General features: G+C 44.4%; 20 protein-coding genes. All 20 read left to right on the top strand.

Annotated elements, in window-relative coordinates:
* Window positions 1–278 precede the first annotated feature (278 nt).
* Window positions 279–836: a YqhR family membrane protein gene (locus tag AS034_RS05020; RefSeq protein WP_052011528.1), complete on the top strand. Its 558-nt coding sequence runs from the start codon at window positions 279–281 to the stop codon at window positions 834–836.
* Between the two features lie 89 nt (window positions 837–925).
* A complete protein-coding gene (gene aroQ, locus AS034_RS05015) occupies window positions 926–1,387 on the top strand; it encodes a type II 3-dehydroquinate dehydratase (protein WP_058297725.1) in 462 nt (153 codons plus the stop codon).
* Window positions 1,377–2,441 (top strand): M24 family metallopeptidase, encoded by a 1,065-nt coding sequence (locus AS034_RS05010; RefSeq protein WP_058297724.1) that lies wholly within the window; start codon window positions 1,377–1,379, stop codon window positions 2,439–2,441. The genes aroQ and AS034_RS05010 overlap by 11 nt, the downstream gene beginning before the upstream one ends.
* 39 nt (window positions 2,442–2,480) lie before the next feature.
* Window positions 2,481–3,038: an elongation factor P gene (efp, locus tag AS034_RS05005; RefSeq protein WP_058297723.1), complete on the top strand. Its 558-nt coding sequence runs from the start codon at window positions 2,481–2,483 to the stop codon at window positions 3,036–3,038.
* 588 nt (window positions 3,039–3,626) lie between these two features.
* Window positions 3,627–4,550, top strand: a complete 924-nt coding sequence (gene spoIIIAA, locus AS034_RS05000; protein ID WP_032087747.1) for a stage III sporulation protein AA — start codon at window positions 3,627–3,629, stop codon at window positions 4,548–4,550.
* The gene (spoIIIAB, locus tag AS034_RS04995; RefSeq protein ID WP_058297722.1) at window positions 4,551–5,066 is read left to right on the top strand and encodes a stage III sporulation protein SpoIIIAB; all 516 of its coding nucleotides are present in this window, start codon (window positions 4,551–4,553) and stop codon (window positions 5,064–5,066) included.
* A gap of 72 nt (window positions 5,067–5,138) precedes the next feature.
* Entirely contained in the window at window positions 5,139–5,345 is a 207-nt protein-coding gene (gene spoIIIAC, locus AS034_RS04990; protein ID WP_006838772.1) for a stage III sporulation protein AC, read from the top strand.
* A gap of 14 nt (window positions 5,346–5,359) precedes the next feature.
* The gene (spoIIIAD, locus tag AS034_RS04985) at window positions 5,360–5,752 is read left to right on the top strand and encodes a stage III sporulation protein AD (RefSeq protein WP_098151200.1); all 393 of its coding nucleotides are present in this window, start codon (window positions 5,360–5,362) and stop codon (window positions 5,750–5,752) included.
* 25 nt (window positions 5,753–5,777) lie between these two features.
* Window positions 5,778–6,971: a stage III sporulation protein AE gene (gene spoIIIAE, locus AS034_RS04980; RefSeq protein ID WP_058297721.1), complete on the top strand. Its 1,194-nt coding sequence runs from the start codon at window positions 5,778–5,780 to the stop codon at window positions 6,969–6,971.
* 13 nt (window positions 6,972–6,984) lie between these two features.
* Window positions 6,985–7,587, top strand: a complete 603-nt coding sequence (spoIIIAF, locus tag AS034_RS04975; protein ID WP_058297720.1) for a stage III sporulation protein AF — start codon at window positions 6,985–6,987, stop codon at window positions 7,585–7,587.
* A 7-nt stretch (window positions 7,588–7,594) separates the two neighbouring features.
* The gene (gene spoIIIAG, locus AS034_RS04970) at window positions 7,595–8,245 is read left to right on the top strand and encodes a stage III sporulation protein AG (RefSeq protein WP_058297719.1); all 651 of its coding nucleotides are present in this window, start codon (window positions 7,595–7,597) and stop codon (window positions 8,243–8,245) included.
* Window positions 8,246–8,259: 14 nt separating this feature from the next.
* Window positions 8,260–8,811 (top strand): SpoIIIAH-like family protein, encoded by a 552-nt coding sequence (locus tag AS034_RS04965; RefSeq protein WP_058297718.1) that lies wholly within the window; start codon window positions 8,260–8,262, stop codon window positions 8,809–8,811.
* Window positions 8,812–9,046: 235 nt separating this feature from the next.
* On the top strand, window positions 9,047–9,553 hold the full coding sequence (gene accB / locus AS034_RS04960; protein WP_058297717.1) for an acetyl-CoA carboxylase biotin carboxyl carrier protein: 507 nt from the start codon (window positions 9,047–9,049) through the stop codon (window positions 9,551–9,553).
* Between the two features lie 15 nt (window positions 9,554–9,568).
* Window positions 9,569–10,921 (top strand): acetyl-CoA carboxylase biotin carboxylase subunit, encoded by a 1,353-nt coding sequence (accC, locus tag AS034_RS04955; RefSeq protein ID WP_032087755.1) that lies wholly within the window; start codon window positions 9,569–9,571, stop codon window positions 10,919–10,921.
* A gap of 24 nt (window positions 10,922–10,945) precedes the next feature.
* A complete protein-coding gene (locus AS034_RS04950; RefSeq protein WP_032087756.1) occupies window positions 10,946–11,356 on the top strand; it encodes an Asp23/Gls24 family envelope stress response protein in 411 nt (136 codons plus the stop codon).
* A 137-nt stretch (window positions 11,357–11,493) separates the two neighbouring features.
* A complete protein-coding gene (nusB, locus tag AS034_RS04945) occupies window positions 11,494–11,877 on the top strand; it encodes a transcription antitermination factor NusB (RefSeq protein WP_032087757.1) in 384 nt (127 codons plus the stop codon).
* A 21-nt stretch (window positions 11,878–11,898) separates the two neighbouring features.
* Complete coding sequence (locus AS034_RS04940; RefSeq protein ID WP_058297716.1) at window positions 11,899–12,765, top strand: bifunctional 5,10-methylenetetrahydrofolate dehydrogenase/5,10-methenyltetrahydrofolate cyclohydrolase; 867 nt, start codon at window positions 11,899–11,901, stop codon at window positions 12,763–12,765.
* 120 nt (window positions 12,766–12,885) lie between these two features.
* Window positions 12,886–14,247, top strand: a complete 1,362-nt coding sequence (xseA, locus tag AS034_RS04935; protein WP_058297715.1) for an exodeoxyribonuclease VII large subunit — start codon at window positions 12,886–12,888, stop codon at window positions 14,245–14,247.
* On the top strand, window positions 14,240–14,473 hold the full coding sequence (gene xseB / locus AS034_RS04930) for an exodeoxyribonuclease VII small subunit (protein WP_032087760.1): 234 nt from the start codon (window positions 14,240–14,242) through the stop codon (window positions 14,471–14,473). Before xseA ends, xseB begins: the two co-directional genes overlap by 8 nt.
* A gap of 21 nt (window positions 14,474–14,494) precedes the next feature.
* The gene (locus AS034_RS04925) at window positions 14,495–15,367 is read left to right on the top strand and encodes a polyprenyl synthetase family protein (RefSeq protein WP_058298092.1); all 873 of its coding nucleotides are present in this window, start codon (window positions 14,495–14,497) and stop codon (window positions 15,365–15,367) included.
* The last annotated feature ends 642 nt before the right edge of the window (window positions 15,368–16,009 follow it).

Genomic DNA, 16,009 nt, shown 5'->3' with positions numbered 1-16,009 from the left:
ATTGTAGACAATATTTATTCATTTTAATCGTCAATTTGGGTAGATTTTCATATGAGGGGTACTGGTGTGATAGTATACTTATTCACGTAATCACCGCTCATTAAACCTTTGAAAGTTCGACCATATTCCATGAGATGGGGGATGGTCCTTATTCTTTATTTTACTAAAAATTCTCAAAAAGAGCCAGACTGCGAAGTCGAAAAAATGAAATCAGCTTAAAAGGAATTTTATGCAAATGTTTGAAGGAATGGGACATACTATGAACGGAGGTGTTCTGGATGTCCGAACAAAATAATCAGGCTGAAAAAGTGAAAGGTGATCAAACCAATCCCGCACTGGAACAAAATCAAAGTGAAAAGCCGATGTCGTTTATAGGAATGGTCATGTTGACCGGGTTTATAGGCGGTTTGATATGGAGTTCAATTGCCTATCTTTGTTATTATTTTTCCTTTACCAAACTCGAACCAAATATTATCTTCGAACCCTGGGCAGTCGGTGACTGGAGGGAAAGATGGATAGGCATCATTTTATCTATACTGGCCTATGGAATCATCTCTATCGGTGTAGCCCTGGTCTATTATGGTGTACTCAGAAAGTTCAAATCAATGTGGGTGGGAGCAGGTTATGGGATTGTACTCTTTTTTACCGTCTTCCTGCTGTTAAGACCTCTTTTCCCGAGCATAAAATCATTTGCAGCAATCGATTATCATACGTTGATCACATCCCTTTGCATCTACATCCTGTACGGGGTCTTTATCGGATATTCGATATCATATGAGGAGAATGAGCTGAGACATGAGGAACAAAAGCAAAAGTCAGGGGAAATGGCTCGTTAACGTCCTATTATCAGATAATTTAGTAGGTAGATGGAATAGGTTTATGTTAGAATGTTCATGTTGAACATTCTTTTTTTTAGGGGTTATCTATGAAAAAAATCTTATTATTAAACGGACCTAACCTAAACCGGTTAGGAAAAAGGGAACCCGAAATCTATGGTCACACCACACTTCAGGAACTGGAAACAAATCTGAAGGAAAAAGCTGAGGAAAAAGGCTGGCAGTTACTTTCCGCTCAATCGAACCATGAAGGGGAAATGATTGATTATATCCATGAAGCTGAGGATGAAGGGGTCGCCGGTATCATTTTGAATCCGGGTGCCTTTACACATTACTCATATGCTTTGAGAGATGGAGTGGCTTCTGTGTCAGTACCTGTCATTGAAGTCCACATTTCCAATATCCATCAGCGTGAAAATTTCAGGCATCATTCCGTCATTGCCGCCGAAACAATCGGGCAGATCGTCGGACTGGGACTGCATGGGTATGAACTGGCCTTGGAGGCAATTATTCATTACATAAAAGGGAGAGTGCAAGGGGATGAAAATTGATCGATTGCGCAATACATTTTCTGAAAGCGGTATAGACGGGATGCTGATCACGAGCCCATACAACCGCCGTTACATGACGAACTTTACTGGATCTGCAGGTGTTGTTCTGATATCATGCGAAAAGGCTCTTTTCATAACAGATTTCCGATACACGGAACAGGCTGCGGAACAGGCTGCTGATTATGAAATTGTCCAGCACACAGGTCCCATCCAGGAAGAAGTCGCTAAACAAGTCTCTAAGTTAGGAATAAACAAGCTCGGTTTTGAAAAAAATTATATGACTTACAGTGCATTCGAGGGTTACCGGAAAGTGCTGGAAGCCGAACTTGTACCTGTCGCGGGTACGATTGAAAAGTTACGCTTGATTAAGACACCTGAAGAGCTTAAGATAATTAAGGATGCGGCGGACATTGCGGATGCAGCATTCAAGCATATATTGGATTTCATCAAACCGGGTGTAACGGAGCTGGAAGTGTCAAATGAGCTGGAGTTCTTTATGAGAAAAGCCGGTGCTGTTTCTTCATCGTTTGATACAATCGTGGCTTCTGGGAACCGATCAGCACTTCCGCACGGTGTAGCAAGCGATAAAGTCATTGAAAAAGGTGATTTTGTTACATTGGATTATGGTGCATACTATAAAGGATATTGTTCTGACATGACGCGTACCCTGGCCGTAGGTGAACCGAGTGAAAAACTGAAGGAGATTTATGATGTCGTCCTTCAATCGCAGCTTCTGGCCATGGAGAAAATCAAGCCGGGCATGACAGGTAAAGAAGCAGATGCGATTGCACGCGATTACATAACAGAAAAAGGTTATGGTGAGTGCTTTGGACATTCGCTGGGACATGGAATCGGTCTTGAAGTTCATGAGGGACCTGGTCTTTCCTCCCGTTCCGAAGCAGTACTTGAGCCTGGCATGATTGTAACGGTTGAACCGGGAGTGTATGTACCTGGGGTCGGCGGTGTACGTATTGAAGATGATACGCTCATCACTGAGGATTCCAATGAAACATTGACACACTCAACTAAAGATCTAATCATTCTACCATTTTAGTCCTTGAAAGAGGTCTAATTGACAATAGGAGGAACAAACATGATTTCAGTAAATGATTTTCGTACAGGTTTAACGATCGAAGTGGATAACGGCATTTGGAGAGTTATGGATTTCCAACATGTTAAACCGGGAAAAGGAGCGGCATTCGTACGCTCAAAACTTCGCAACCTGCGTACCGGAGCAGTGCAGGAAAAGACTTTCCGTGCAGGTGAAAAAGTGGCGAAAGCCCAAATCGACAACCGCAGGATGCAATACTTGTATGCTAATGGTGACATGCACGTATTCATGGATAATGAAAGTTACGAACAAATCGAATTACCTGCAGCATCCATAGAATATGAATTGAAATTCCTCAAGGAAAATATGGAAGTTCAAATCATGATGTATGAAGGGGAGACTCTTGGAGTCGAGCTTCCGAACACAGTTGAACTGACGGTAACGGAAACTGAACCCGGTATCAAAGGAGACACAGCTTCAGGCGGTTCAAAGCCTGCCACAGTAGAAACCGGGCTTGTTGTAAACGTACCGTTCTTCGTGAACGAAGGAGATGTGCTCGTTATTAATTCAACGGACGGGACATACGTGTCACGAGGATAAACCCATATCGAAAAACAAAAACCAGAAGCCTGGACAGATCAAACTCTGTCCAGGCTTTTTCTGTTTTTTTTGATCGTTATTGCTTTATTCCCGTAATGCAGCAGCGAGATATAGTGGAAAAAGCATGCTCTCATGGTGGTGTGCAGCCATGCTTTTTTGCTGTGGTTTAGTGGTTAAAATTGGTAAGTGGTGGAATTATCCGGAGAAATAAAAGAATAATTGGGGAAATTCGAAGAATATAGGTGAAAATTAAAAGATTATCGACTGTATTTCGAAGATTATGCCCCGATTCCGAAACATTTCCCATTTCGATTCCAATTTTACATGCACCTATTCCCTATTTCACTTTATAAGGTTCCTTTAAAAAAGCCCCGGTCCGCAAACTAAAATAAAATACCCCTGCAAATAGCTTCAATCCACCAATTTATTCTAAAACTGATGCTTCAATCCACTTCCCAATCGCTATTCTCTCCAGGATGAGTCATATTCTTACTTTCAAAGAATACATTGTATTATCTGGGGGCTTGTACGCCGGTATGGGAAAACTCAACCGAAAAGCCCGGTGGAAAAAGATTAGGAGGTACATTCATGCAAGAAGTTCTAGCCCTGCTACCCAGCACCATTTCCGAAAAAATCCTTTCCCTTCCACAAGACATACTGGATACAGCCGAAGAAATCAGAGTCCGTACTAACAGAGTATTGGAAGTCACGGCAAGGGGGAAACCCTTCTTTCTTCCTTACAACGTCACACTTGAAGACTCTGAACAGCTGATCAATAAACTTTCGCATCATTCTTTTTATACACTCGAGGAAGAGCTCAAAAGAGGCTACATCACAATTGATGGTGGACACCGTGTGGGGCTTGCCGGAAAAGTCATACTAGAAGGCGGAGCCGTAAAAGGGATACGTCACCTGGCCTCTTTTAATATCCGTATTGCCAGACAGAAAATCGGGATTGCAGACCCGCTGCTTCCGTTCGTGTATGACGGAAGCTGGAAGCAAACAATGATCATCGGTTCACCGCAGACGGGAAAAACCACACTGTTAAGAGATCTTGCGCGGATCATATCAACAGGTGATCCTCATAAAAAGATCCCTCCATATAAAGTGGGGATCGTGGATGAACGATCTGAAATAGCGGGCTGTGTAAATGGGGTTCCCCAACTTTTATTCGGTCCGAGGGTCGATGTCCTTGACGCATGCCCCAAAGCAGAAGGAATGATGATGCTCATCCGTTCCATGAGTCCGGATGTTTTGATTGTCGATGAAATTGGGCGCGCGGAAGACGGAGAGGCCATACAGGAAGCAGTAAATGCAGGCATTACTTTAATGATGACCATTCATGGAGCTTCGTTTGAGGAAGTGAAAAAGAGACCTGTCATCAAAGAAATCATCGGTATGCAGAGTATTGAAAGATTCATTGAGCTTAATAGAGATACAGACCCTGGACAAGTATCAAAAGTCTTGAATGAGCATGGAGAATCTCTTTTGAATAAAGTGGGTGTGACATGAATGATAAAAATTATAGGAGCAATCTTTATTCTTCTTTCTACATCGTGGGCGGGTTTTGAAGTATCCAAGTATCTTACAGAAAGACCAAGGCAGTTAAGACTGCTTAAAGTTGCCCTGCAATCTCTTGAAGCGGAAATAACCTACAGCCATACCCCGCTCCATGAAGCGGCCAGAAAAATATCCAAACAGCTTCAAAAACCGGTTTCGTGGTTTTTTGAAGGTTTCTCAAAAAAATTGACCGCACAGGAGATATCAGTCAAGAAAGCCTGGGAAGACAGCCTTGAAGAAGTGTGGAAATTGACGGCTTTCAAAACGGGAGAATATGAAATTATGAAACAGTTCGGGGAAAACCTCGGAAAACATGATCTGGTCACCCAGCAGAAGCATATCCATCTCGCTTTGAAGCATTTGGAACGTGAAGAGACCGAAGCGGTGGAAAGACAAAGAAAATATGAAAAAATGACAAAAAGCCTGGGATTTTTATCGGGCCTTCTTCTGATCATCCTGCTGCTTTAATTTATCGCAGCAAACATTTGATAAGCCGGGATGACCCGCAATGTGCGAAAAAGAAAAGCAGGAGGGAAAATTATGGGAATCGATGTGGATATCATATTTAAAATTGCAGGGGTGGGAATAGTCGTCGCCTTCTTGCACACCATCTTGGACCAGGTGGGAAAAAAAGAATACGCACAATGGGTCACGCTTTTCGGATTTATCTATATTCTGTTCATGGTTGCTTCCATCGTGGATGACTTATTCCAGAAAATAAAATCGGTCTTTCTATTTCAAGGGTAAAGGGGGAGTCTGCGATTGAGATCATTCAAATCGTCGGTATCGCACTTGTATCCACCTTTCTTGCGCTGATCGTAAAAGAACAAAAGCCTAACTTTGCATTTTTGCTCATCGTATTCGTCGGCTGCTCTATATTCCTTTTTTTGATCGATCAGATTTATACCATCATTCATATGCTTGAGAAGCTCGCGGCAAATGCCAACGTGAACCTTGTCTATGTTGAAACGATCCTGAAGATCATAGGCATCGCTTATATAGCCGAATTCGCTTCCCATATTACAAAGGATGCAGGCCAGGGGGCGATTGCTGCCAAGGTGGAGCTCGCTGGCAAGATATTGATCTTGGCAATGGCCGTACCGATTCTGACAGTAATCATAGAAACGATCATCAACATGATTCCGACCGGATGATTGAAGATGAAAGAGGTGGAAAAAATTGCAGCAATACTATCGAACACTCGTCATCGCATTGCTTTTATTCATCCTGGGTCCTTACGCTGTACAGGCTGAAGGCAGCAGTGAAGAGGGGAATCCAGGTTTTCAGGAAGGGGTCGTGACCCAGCAGCTCGATGATCTGGGCATAGACGAACTGAAAAGCTTTTGGACAAGCATCGTGGATGAATATGGCGGATATCTCCCCGAGAGTCAAAAAGGGAGCCTGATGGACTTCATCCAGGGGGAGAAAGAATTTTCAATGAAAGCCTGGTTCAGCGGTGTATTGAAGTTTGCGTTCCAAGAACTGGTGATGAATGGAAAGCTGTTGGGGACATTGATACTTCTCACGATCCTGAGCATGTTCCTCCAATCGCTCCAAAACGCCTTTGAAGGAGGTAATGTAAGCAAGGTCGCATACGGAATCATCTTCATGGTGCTGATCATCATCGCCTTGAACAGCTTTCACGTCGCGATTGATTATACGCAGGAAGCGATTTCGACGATGATTAATTTCATCATCGCCCTCATTCCCCTGCTGCTTGCATTGATCGCCGCTTCCGGAGGGGTAGTATCAGCCGCATTCTTCCATCCGGTCATCCTTTTTCTGATGAACACAAGCGGCCTGCTGATACAGAATGTCGTTCTGCCGCTTTTATTCCTTTCCGCACTATTGAGCATAGTCAGCACACTCTCGCCGCATTATAAAGTGACACAGCTTGCCAACTTACTGCGCACATGGAGCATCGGCCTGCTCGGGGTCTTCATGACGGTATTCCTCGGCGTCATCTCTGTGCAGGGTGCAACCGCGGCCGTCACCGACGGAATCACGATCCGTACCGCTAAATTCATAACCGGCAACTTTGTCCCTGTCATCGGAAGAATGTTTACTGATGCCGCCGATACAGTCATCAGCGCATCCGTACTTCTAAAAAATACGGTCGGGATAGCAGGTGTTGCAATCGTGCTGATCATTGCGGCATTTCCCGCCATTAAAATCCTGATGATCGCCTTTATTTATAAACTGGCGGCCGCACTGCTACAGCCGCTCGGGGGCGGTCCGGTCATCGATTGTCTGGATACGATCGCAAAGAGTGTAATTTATGTATTTGCGGCGCTGGCCATAGTCTCATTCATGTTCTTCTTGAGCATTACCGTCATCATTGCAGCCGGAAATATAACCATGATGGTTCGATGAAGGGGGAGCTTAGATGTCATTCCTGACTGAATGGATCACCAATATAATCGTTTTCGTATTGTTGGCAACCGTCATCGATATGCTTCTTCCGAGCTCCAGTATGCAGAAGTACGTCAAGATCGTGACAGGATTGTTGCTGATTACGATCATCCTCACTCCACTACTGAAGCTGCTGACCTCGGATGTTGATACAGTCATAGATTCCTTTCGGATTAGCGGTACTTCTCAGAATAATTCCGTAGAAAATTTAATAGAAATGAAGAAAAAAGAAATACAAGCCTCACAACGTGCATATATTTTAGAACAGATGGCTGTCCAAATGAAACAAGAAGCTGAAAAGGAGTTGATGGAGAAGAGCGGAAAAGTCATTAATAAGGTAAATATTGCTGCATCTGATTTGGAAAACATCCCAGACAGCATCACGGAAGTGACGGTCTATCTCTCAGAAAAAAAAGAGGAACAGGCCATTGAAGCCGTCCGGCATGTGGAGATCGATACAGGAGATAAGACGAGACCGGAAAAGACAGTTGAGAATATGTCCCTGGTGACCTCCTTACTAGCAGAAAAGTGGAACCTTTCACCCGAAAAAATAATCATAGCCGAAGGGGGGACTTGAAGCGACAATGAACTTTAGCAAAGGACCCATAACTCTGATAAAAGAATGGCTGTCAAAGGAAAATGCACAAACACCTCCAGAACATAAAAAAGGAAAAAAAATTCAGTACTTCCTGATTGTCCTGCTGCTCGGGGTCGCTTTCATGCTGATCAGTGATCTTTGGAAGAAAGAGCCCAGCATTGCGGTAGACAAGACCCTCCAGGAAGAAGGGGCAGAAAACGTATCTGCATTCGGCAAGGATCATAAGGATGATTCATCGATGCGGAGCTATGAAGACCAATATGAAAACCAGCTGAAAGAAGCACTCGATCAAATAACAGGGGTCAGCGAAGCCCTCGTCGTCGTCAATGTTCAATCCTCTGAACAAAAAGTGTACGAAAAAAAAGAAAGCAAGCAGTCTCAGCATACGAATGAGGAAGACAAAGAGGGCGGAAAACGGTCGATAGAAGAAAAATCAAGCGAAGAACAGATGGTCGTGATCCAGGACGGGGATAAAGAAGTCCCGGTCATCAGTGAAACGAGAAAACCTAAAGTCAGCGGCGTCCTTGTGGTAGCAAAGGGAGCCGATAATATACAAATCAAAAAAATGATATTGGAAGCTGTTACCCGCGTACTGGATGTCCCGGTTCACAGGGTATCGGTCCAACCTAAAGATTAAGGGGGAAATAATAGATGTTATTAAAAAAACAAACAGTATGGCTTTTAACGATGTTGAGTCTTGTGATCGTCCTATCCGTTTATTACATCACTTCACCTACACAGCAGGTAACGGACATGGCGGCGGAGCAGAACGAAGGCGGCAAGAAAGCGGCAGATAACAAAGAAACAGCGGCAAATGGTGATGTTGAAGTCGTCACAGACTCTGCCGGCAATGAAGTGTTCGAAGCGATGAGAATGGAAGTGGAAGACCAGCGTGCGCAGCTCCGTGAAGAACTTGAAGCGAAAGTCGGCGATCCTGAATTGTCAGCGGAAGAGAAGAGTGCAGCCTACGAACAGATGGAAAATCTCCGAGAATTGGCCATGACTGAATCGGTACTGGAAACAACGATCAAAACGATCGGTTACGACGATGCGCTTGTCAGGGCCAATGGAGACAGCATCCGCATCACCGTCAAAACAGATAAAGAACATACAAAGGCAAATGCCAACGAAATCATCCGACTCGTCATGAGCGAAGTAGGGAACGTAAAACCGGTGGCAGTGGAATTCCAGCCTACAAATTAATAATCGAAAAGGACGATCCTGATGAATGGATCGTTCTTTTTTTTGCAGTCAGGCGCATTTTGACAAAATTCTGCCCCTATTATTTTATTTTTTTGAAAAAAAGAGATAAGATAATAAAGGAGCATGTATGCGCTTTAGAGAATAGCTCGAAACACATATTGAATTTATACGAGGTATTATCGTATGATATTAGTAGCTAGTCATAATCTTTTAAACTATAAGAGGGGTGTCCAAAGTGTTAAAAATTCAAGAAATCCGTGAAATAATAAAGCTTGTCGATAACTCAAGCGTGGACGAGTTTTCATATGAGCATGAAGGTTCAAAAATCGAACTGAAGAAAAACACCGGTTCTGCACAAGGAGCGGGGATTGTCCAGGCAGAAGTGAGCCAGCCTGCTCAGCAGGCGGTACAGCAAGCACCTGCCCCTGTTCAAACAGAAGCGGCGGCTCCTGCACCTGCAGAAGAGAAGAAATCCGAAGCTGCAAGTGCGGATGATGCAAACCTACATAAAATCACGTCTCCGATGGTAGGGACGTTCTATGCATCTTCATCACCTGATTCCGATGCATATGTGAAAGTCGGATCAAAAGTGGATGACAGCAGTGTTGTCTGCATCGTTGAAGCGATGAAGCTGTTCAACGAAATCGAAGCCGAAGTAAAAGGCGAAATTGTTGAGATCTTGGTGAAAGACGGTCAACTTGTTGAATATGGACAGCCGTTATTCTTAGTCAAACCTGAATAAGGAGCGATAAACGTTATGATAAACAAGGTATTGGTTGCCAATAGAGGAGAAATAGCGGTCAGGATCATCCGTGCCTGCCGCGAATTGAATATAGAAAGTGTGGCTGTCTATTCAGAAGCCGATAAAGAAGCCTTGCACGTCCAGCTTGCCGATGAAGCATACTGCATAGGGCCGACGGCTTCAAAGGACAGTTACCTGAATTTCACGAATATCATTTCCGTGGCAAAACTGACGGACTGTGACGGGATCCATCCGGGATACGGCTTCCTGGCAGAGAACTCAGACTTTGCAGAACTGTGCCGCGAATGCAATATTACATTCATCGGACCTTCACCTGAAGCCATTTCAAAAATGGGGACAAAGGATGTTGCGCGCGAAACGATGCGTGAAGCGGGAGTGCCGATCGTACCGGGTTCAAAAGGAATCGTAAAAGACGCTGATGAAGCGGTGAAACTGGCGGATTCAATGGGATATCCCGTTATCATCAAAGCCACTGCAGGCGGCGGCGGTAAGGGGATCCGCGTTGCGAAGACAGAGGAAGATCTTGTGAAGGGTGTGAATATCACCCAGCAGGAAGCCATGACGGCATTTGGAAATCCGGGTGTTTATATTGAAAAATTCATCGAAGACTTCAGACACGTTGAAATACAGGTACTTGCCGACAACTTCGGGAACGTGATCCACCTTGGGGAACGTGATTGTACCATTCAGCGCCGTCTTCAAAAATTGATCGAAGAAACACCTTCACCCGCACTGAATGAAGAAATCCGTGCCCAAATGGGTGAGGCCGCAGTAAAAGCCGCCAAAGCGGTTGATTACACCGGGGCAGGCACGGTAGAATTTATATATGACTACAACAATCAGTCATTTTATTTTATGGAGATGAATACACGTATCCAGGTGGAGCATCCTGTGACTGAACAGGTTACAGGGGTGGATTTGATCAAGGAACAGATCAAAGTTGCATCGAATGAGAAACTTTCCCTATCCCAGGAAGAAGTTACGTTCACCGGATGGGCGATGGAGTGCCGGATCAACGCGGAGAATCCTGAAAAGAATTTCATGCCGTCAGCGGGAAGGATAGAAATGTATCTTCCTCCAGGCGGACTTGGCGTAAGAGTGGATTCTGCTGCATATCCTGGTTATATGATCCCTCCATACTATGATAGTATGATTGCGAAGGTCATCACTTATGGAGCGACCCGTGAAGAGACGATCTCACGTATGAAACGGGCTCTGAGTGAATTTGTTGTAGAAGGGGTGCATACGACCATCCCGTTCCATTTGAAATTATTAGAACATGAAACGTTTGTAGGTGGAGAGTTCAATACAAAGTTCTTGGAAAAATATGAAGTAATGAAATCCTAGTGTGAATTTTAGGAGGTGCCTGATATGGCGGAAAATCAAAACCTTTTACAAATGTCTCAAGGCAAAGACGGACTTGGGAAGATAGAAATCGCACCTGAAGTAATCGAAGTCATTGCCGGAATCGCGGCTTCCGAGGTGGAGGGCGTATCTCAAATGCGTGGAAGCTTCGCGACAGGTGTAGTCGAACGTCTTGGAAAGAAGAACCACGGCAAAGGTGTCAAGGTGGAACTTGCTGAAGAAGGGATCATCATTGATGTATATTGCATCATGAAGTTCGGCGTTTCCATCCCGACTGTTGCTCAAAAGATCCAGGATAATATTCGCCAAGCCCTGTTGAACATGACTGCGCTGGATGCAGATGAAGTGAATGTTCATATCGTGGGAGTACAGTTTGAGAACCAGACAATTGAAGCTGAAATCGAAGAAGAAATGTAAATGTATTCAGCAGGGGAGAACGGCCTTTTTATGGGCCGTTCTTTTTTGTTGTGAGAAAAACGTGCGTACAGGTATCGGTTTATGCTATTATCAAAGGTATGAAAATTGACAAACGATTAAAGGAGTAATTAGAAAATATGAAAAGAAGAGTTGCCCGTGAGAAAGCTCTACAAGCTTTGTTTCAAATAGATATGAGTGATGTGGAACCCGAAGAAGCCCTGATGAATGTGGTCGACGGGGAAGAAGTGGACGCATTCCTGAAGGATATTGTATTCGGTTTTGTGAAAAACCAGGAAACGATTGACGGAAAAATCAGGACTAATTTAGAAAAATGGTCTTTTGACCGCCTTGCCAAGGTAGATCGAAATATATTAAGAATCGGTACGTATGAATTATTATTTGTTGAAGACGTCCCGAACAAAGTCGTTATAAACGAAGCCGTTGAAATTGCCAAAACATTCGGCGACGATCAATCCAGTAAATTCGTAAATGGTGTACTTTCCAAGATAAGCCAATCTTAACAATGAGAGGAGGCTGATGATATGTCAGCTGAACTTATCGATGGCAGGCTCATCGCAAATTATTATCGTGAGCAGCTGCAAGAAACAATCTCTGAATTAAAATCACATGATGTGACTCCGGGACTTGCCGTCATTCTGGTCGGGGACAATCATGCCTCTCACACCTATGTGAGAATGAAGAGGAAAGCTTGCAGCAAGTTGGGGATTCACTCCGAACTTTACCAGTTTGAAGAATCGCTGACACAGGAAGAACTGGTGGATAAAATAGAGGAATTGAATGGGATGGATCATATACACGGCATCCTGGTCCAGCTTCCCCTGCCTCATCACATAAATCCGATCACCATCATTGAAACCATTTCCCCTTCCAAGGATGTGGATGGATTTCATCCGGTCTCGATCGGTAAGATGGTTACAAATCAGGATACATTCTATTCGTGTACCCCTCTTGGCATCATCAAGATGCTTGAGTATGAAAAGATTGATATCAGTGGAAAACATGTGGTTATATTAGGCAGGAGCAACATCGTCGGTAAGCCTGCAGGCCAATTGTTTCTAAATCGTGATGCAACCGTGACGTATTGCCACTCCAAAACAGTCAATCTCACCGACTACACCAAAAAAGCGGATATTCTTGTGTCGGCTGTCGGAAAAGCAAAGTTTATCGGTGCTGGAGATATTAAAAAAGGGGCTGTGGTCATCGATGTAGGGATGAATCGGGATGAAGAAGGCCGCCTATGCGGCGACGTTGATTTCGAAAGTGCCAGGGAAGCAGCAGGTAAAATAACACCTGTTCCCGGGGGAGTCGGTCCGATGACCATCACGATGCTTCTGTACAATACAGTGAAATCTGCAAGATGGCAGCTGGAAGATCGCCAAAAGAGATGAAAAATAGTACACTATATACAACAACTCATGAGGGACGGCATATCAGCTTGTCCCTTTATGTATTCCTGCAGGATTAAACGTGTCAGAATATACTTATAGGCTTATAAAAGGCGGGTTAACATGGAACAGGAACAATCACGTTATTTGACGGTACAGGCTCTTACAAAATACATAAAAAGGAAATTCGATCGTGATCCTCACTTATCCAATCTCTTTGTAAGGGGGGAAATCTCGAACTTCAAGCAGCATTCGAGCGGCCATATGTATTTCACTTTAAAAGATGACAGGGCAAGAATCCTTTCGGTCATGTTTTCAAGCAATAACCAAGCCCTTAAATTTCGTCCTGAAAGCGGAATGAATGTATTGATCCGCGGGGACATTTCCGTTTATGAGGCAGGCGGACAATATCAAATTTATGTAAAGGAAATGCAGCCTGACGGGATCGGCGAACTTTATCTGGCCTACGAACAATTAAAGGAAAAGCTTGATAAAGCGGGTTATTTCGATCCCAGCAGAAAAAGGATGATTCCGAAGTTTCCCGGGAAAATAGGGGTCATCACTTCTCCTACAGGTGCTGCAATAAGAGATATCATCACAACAATCAAAAGAAGGTATCCGATAGGAGAAATCCTTATTTTCCCGGCGCTTGTCCAGGGTGACCGGGCCGCCGCCTCGATTTCCGAAGCCATTGAAAAAGCCAATGAATATGGAGGGATCGATGTGCTGATCGCCGGACGCGGCGGGGGATCGATTGAAGAGCTGTGGGCGTTCAATGAAGAAGTGGTGGCCGAAGCGATCGTGAATTCAAGAATACCGGTCATATCGGCTGTGGGTCATGAAACGGACTTTACAATCGCCGATTTTGTTGCAGACTTGCGTGCCCCGACTCCGACTGGTGCAGGGGAGCTTGCCGTTCCCCACATTGATGACCTGCTGGAACGGATCATGAATCGTAAATTGAGAATGATTAAATCGTTCAAAACGAAGATAGAGGGTGAACGCAGCCGGCTGAACAGTCTTTCAAAATCGTACGCCTTAAGGAATCCCCATACCATCTACCAGCAAAAGGTGGAACATGTGGACAGATTGACAGACCAGCTTCAAAAAACGGTCACTCTCCAAGTCAGGCACCATAAGGATTCTGTTGAAGGGCTGCATTCCCGGCTGCAGAGGGTTCATCCTTCGCAGATCTTGAAGGTTCACGAGGAACGGATAAAATTCCTGGAAGAACAAGTAGGAAAACAGTTTAAAGCTGTCCTTAAAGAAAAAGGGCATCGCCTGGGCTCAGTCATTACAACTTTACATGCGCTCAGCCCACTTAAAATAATGGATAGAGGGTACAGTCTCGTATATGGAGAGGGAAAGGAACTGATTAAATCTTCCCGGCAGGTGGCGAAAGGTGATAAACTCGAAATAGATGTACAAGACGGAACGATTCAGTGCGAAGTAGACTCGGTAAAGGAGCGGGAAAATAATGGCTAAGACGAAAGAAGATTTGTCATTTGAAGAGGCAATGGAGCAATTGGAAGGCATTGTTGAGCAATTGGAGGAAGGAGAGGTTCCTTTAGAAAAAGCACTCCAGTTTTATCAAAAAGGCATGGCACTTTCTAAATACTGCCATGATACTCTCAACAGCGCAGAAAAACAGTTGACCAAAATGATCACGGATGAAGGTGAAAAATCCTTCGATATCAAAGAGGAGGACTAGTGGGTGAGCCTTCATGTTGATTTGGACATATTCCAGCAAAAGTATAAACAAAAGCTAGAAGAAACGATGGTTGGCTATGTACAGACCAAAAATATGCCTTCGACGATAAAAGAAGCCATGGTCTATTCTCTTGAAGCCGGCGGGAAAAGAATAAGGCCGGTCCTTTTACTGGCTGTCATAGAGGGTTTTAAAAAAGACCCGGAGCTTGGATTGAAGACAGCGGCTGCACTCGAAATGATTCATACATATTCTTTGATCCACGACGATCTCCCTTCAATGGACGACGATGATCTGAGAAGGGGGAAGCCGACGAACCACAAAGTTTTTGGGGAAGCGATGGCCATTCTTGCGGGTGACGGACTTCTGACACACAGTTTCGGGCTCATTGCCGAAGATCCGCTTATTACGAGTGATCAAAAGGTCAAATTGATTGGTCTCCTGGCACAAAGTGCCGGTCCTGAAGGCATGGTGGGCGGGCAGGTAGCTGATATTGAAGGTGAAAATAAAAAGCTGTCTGTCGAGGAATTGGAAACGATCCATGTTCATAAAACAGGTAAATTATTGATATTCAGTGTGCTTGCGGGAGCTGTTATCGCGGGGGCTTCAGTGGAAGAACAGGCACGGTTGGAACGCTTTGCTCATCATATCGGGCTCGCATTTCAGATCCAGGATGACATTCTGGACATCGAAGGGGAAGAAGAGTTGATCGGTAAGCGGACCGGAAGTGATGAGTCCAAACAAAAAAGTACCTATCCAGGGTTATTGACCATAGACGGCTCCAAGAAAAAACTTCAATTTCATCTTGATGAAGCGCTGAATTCCCTTGACGGGCTGAGCATGGATACGAAACTCCTTAAGCAAATTGCCCGTTTGATTGTAAACCGCAATCATTGATGTTATTGTTTGAGGAAATCCTGAAATATGATATAATACAGATATAAACATTTGGGTGGTGCAGTATTCTAGTCAACCTACCAATCCTGAAGGTGGGCCTAAAAATCCACTAAAGGGCACATCGATGAAGTTCCTGGACTTGGCTTGAGGCGCCCAGCTTTGGGTCATATCTGGGAGTAAGGCTTGAGGGCGATCCACAATGGCATGTGGGCGTTGACCCGCAAGCCGCGGAGGCTCTGTTTCTTACGCTGGCATAATGCATGTGCAATGAGAACAGAGTATGAACCTGCGACTGTGATGGGATCCATCACTAGCAGCGTAGCCTGCCTTGAGTGAAGAGAGAGGGGATTATGGTTACAAAGTACACATCAGTTGGCCATTGATATGTGCTTTTTCGTCCATATGAAATCCTTTTTGCAAAAGAGGCTAAGGATTGTGTCAAGGGTTGTTGAGGAAAACTCCTAGACTGTTCGCTTTGACATATATGAAGGATTATAGTGCGGACTAAGTGGTAATCCAGTCTAGCCTGTGGTGACGCGGCTAAGTCGGGTTTAAAGGGAAACCGCCGGTATGGCAACATCCGGTACCTGATTGGGAAAACCTACTGGACCTAAGCTGCAATTTTTACTTCATATATGACCA

It is taken from the genome of [Bacillus] enclensis (assembly GCF_001456935.1).
GTDB classification, from domain to species: domain Bacteria; phylum Bacillota; class Bacilli; order Bacillales; family Bacillaceae_B; genus Rossellomorea; species Rossellomorea enclensis.
This window is presented reverse-complemented; position numbering and strand designations above follow the sequence as displayed.

Excerpts from the sequence above, each read along its gene's own strand:
- AS034_RS05020 (WP_052011528.1), top strand. The coding sequence starts at position 279 with ATGTCCGAACAAAATAATCAGGCTGAAAAAGTGAAAGGTGATCAAACC.
- aroQ (WP_058297725.1), top strand. The coding sequence starts at position 926 with ATGAAAAAAATCTTATTATTAAACGGACCTAACCTAAACCGGTTAGGA.
- AS034_RS05010 (WP_058297724.1), top strand. The coding sequence starts at position 1,377 with ATGAAAATTGATCGATTGCGCAATACATTTTCTGAAAGCGGTATAGAC.
- efp (WP_058297723.1), top strand. The coding sequence starts at position 2,481 with ATGATTTCAGTAAATGATTTTCGTACAGGTTTAACGATCGAAGTGGAT.
- spoIIIAA (WP_032087747.1), top strand. The coding sequence starts at position 3,627 with ATGCAAGAAGTTCTAGCCCTGCTACCCAGCACCATTTCCGAAAAAATC.
- spoIIIAB (WP_058297722.1), top strand. The coding sequence starts at position 4,551 with ATGATAAAAATTATAGGAGCAATCTTTATTCTTCTTTCTACATCGTGG.
- spoIIIAC (WP_006838772.1), top strand. The coding sequence starts at position 5,139 with ATGGGAATCGATGTGGATATCATATTTAAAATTGCAGGGGTGGGAATA.
- spoIIIAF (WP_058297720.1), top strand. The coding sequence starts at position 6,985 with ATGTCATTCCTGACTGAATGGATCACCAATATAATCGTTTTCGTATTG.
- spoIIIAG (WP_058297719.1), top strand. The coding sequence starts at position 7,595 with ATGAACTTTAGCAAAGGACCCATAACTCTGATAAAAGAATGGCTGTCA.
- AS034_RS04965 (WP_058297718.1), top strand. The coding sequence starts at position 8,260 with ATGTTATTAAAAAAACAAACAGTATGGCTTTTAACGATGTTGAGTCTT.
- accC (WP_032087755.1), top strand. The coding sequence starts at position 9,569 with ATGATAAACAAGGTATTGGTTGCCAATAGAGGAGAAATAGCGGTCAGG.
- AS034_RS04950 (WP_032087756.1), top strand. The coding sequence starts at position 10,946 with ATGGCGGAAAATCAAAACCTTTTACAAATGTCTCAAGGCAAAGACGGA.
- nusB (WP_032087757.1), top strand. The coding sequence starts at position 11,494 with ATGAAAAGAAGAGTTGCCCGTGAGAAAGCTCTACAAGCTTTGTTTCAA.
- AS034_RS04940 (WP_058297716.1), top strand. The coding sequence starts at position 11,899 with ATGTCAGCTGAACTTATCGATGGCAGGCTCATCGCAAATTATTATCGT.
- xseA (WP_058297715.1), top strand. The coding sequence starts at position 12,886 with ATGGAACAGGAACAATCACGTTATTTGACGGTACAGGCTCTTACAAAA.
- xseB (WP_032087760.1), top strand. The coding sequence starts at position 14,240 with ATGGCTAAGACGAAAGAAGATTTGTCATTTGAAGAGGCAATGGAGCAA.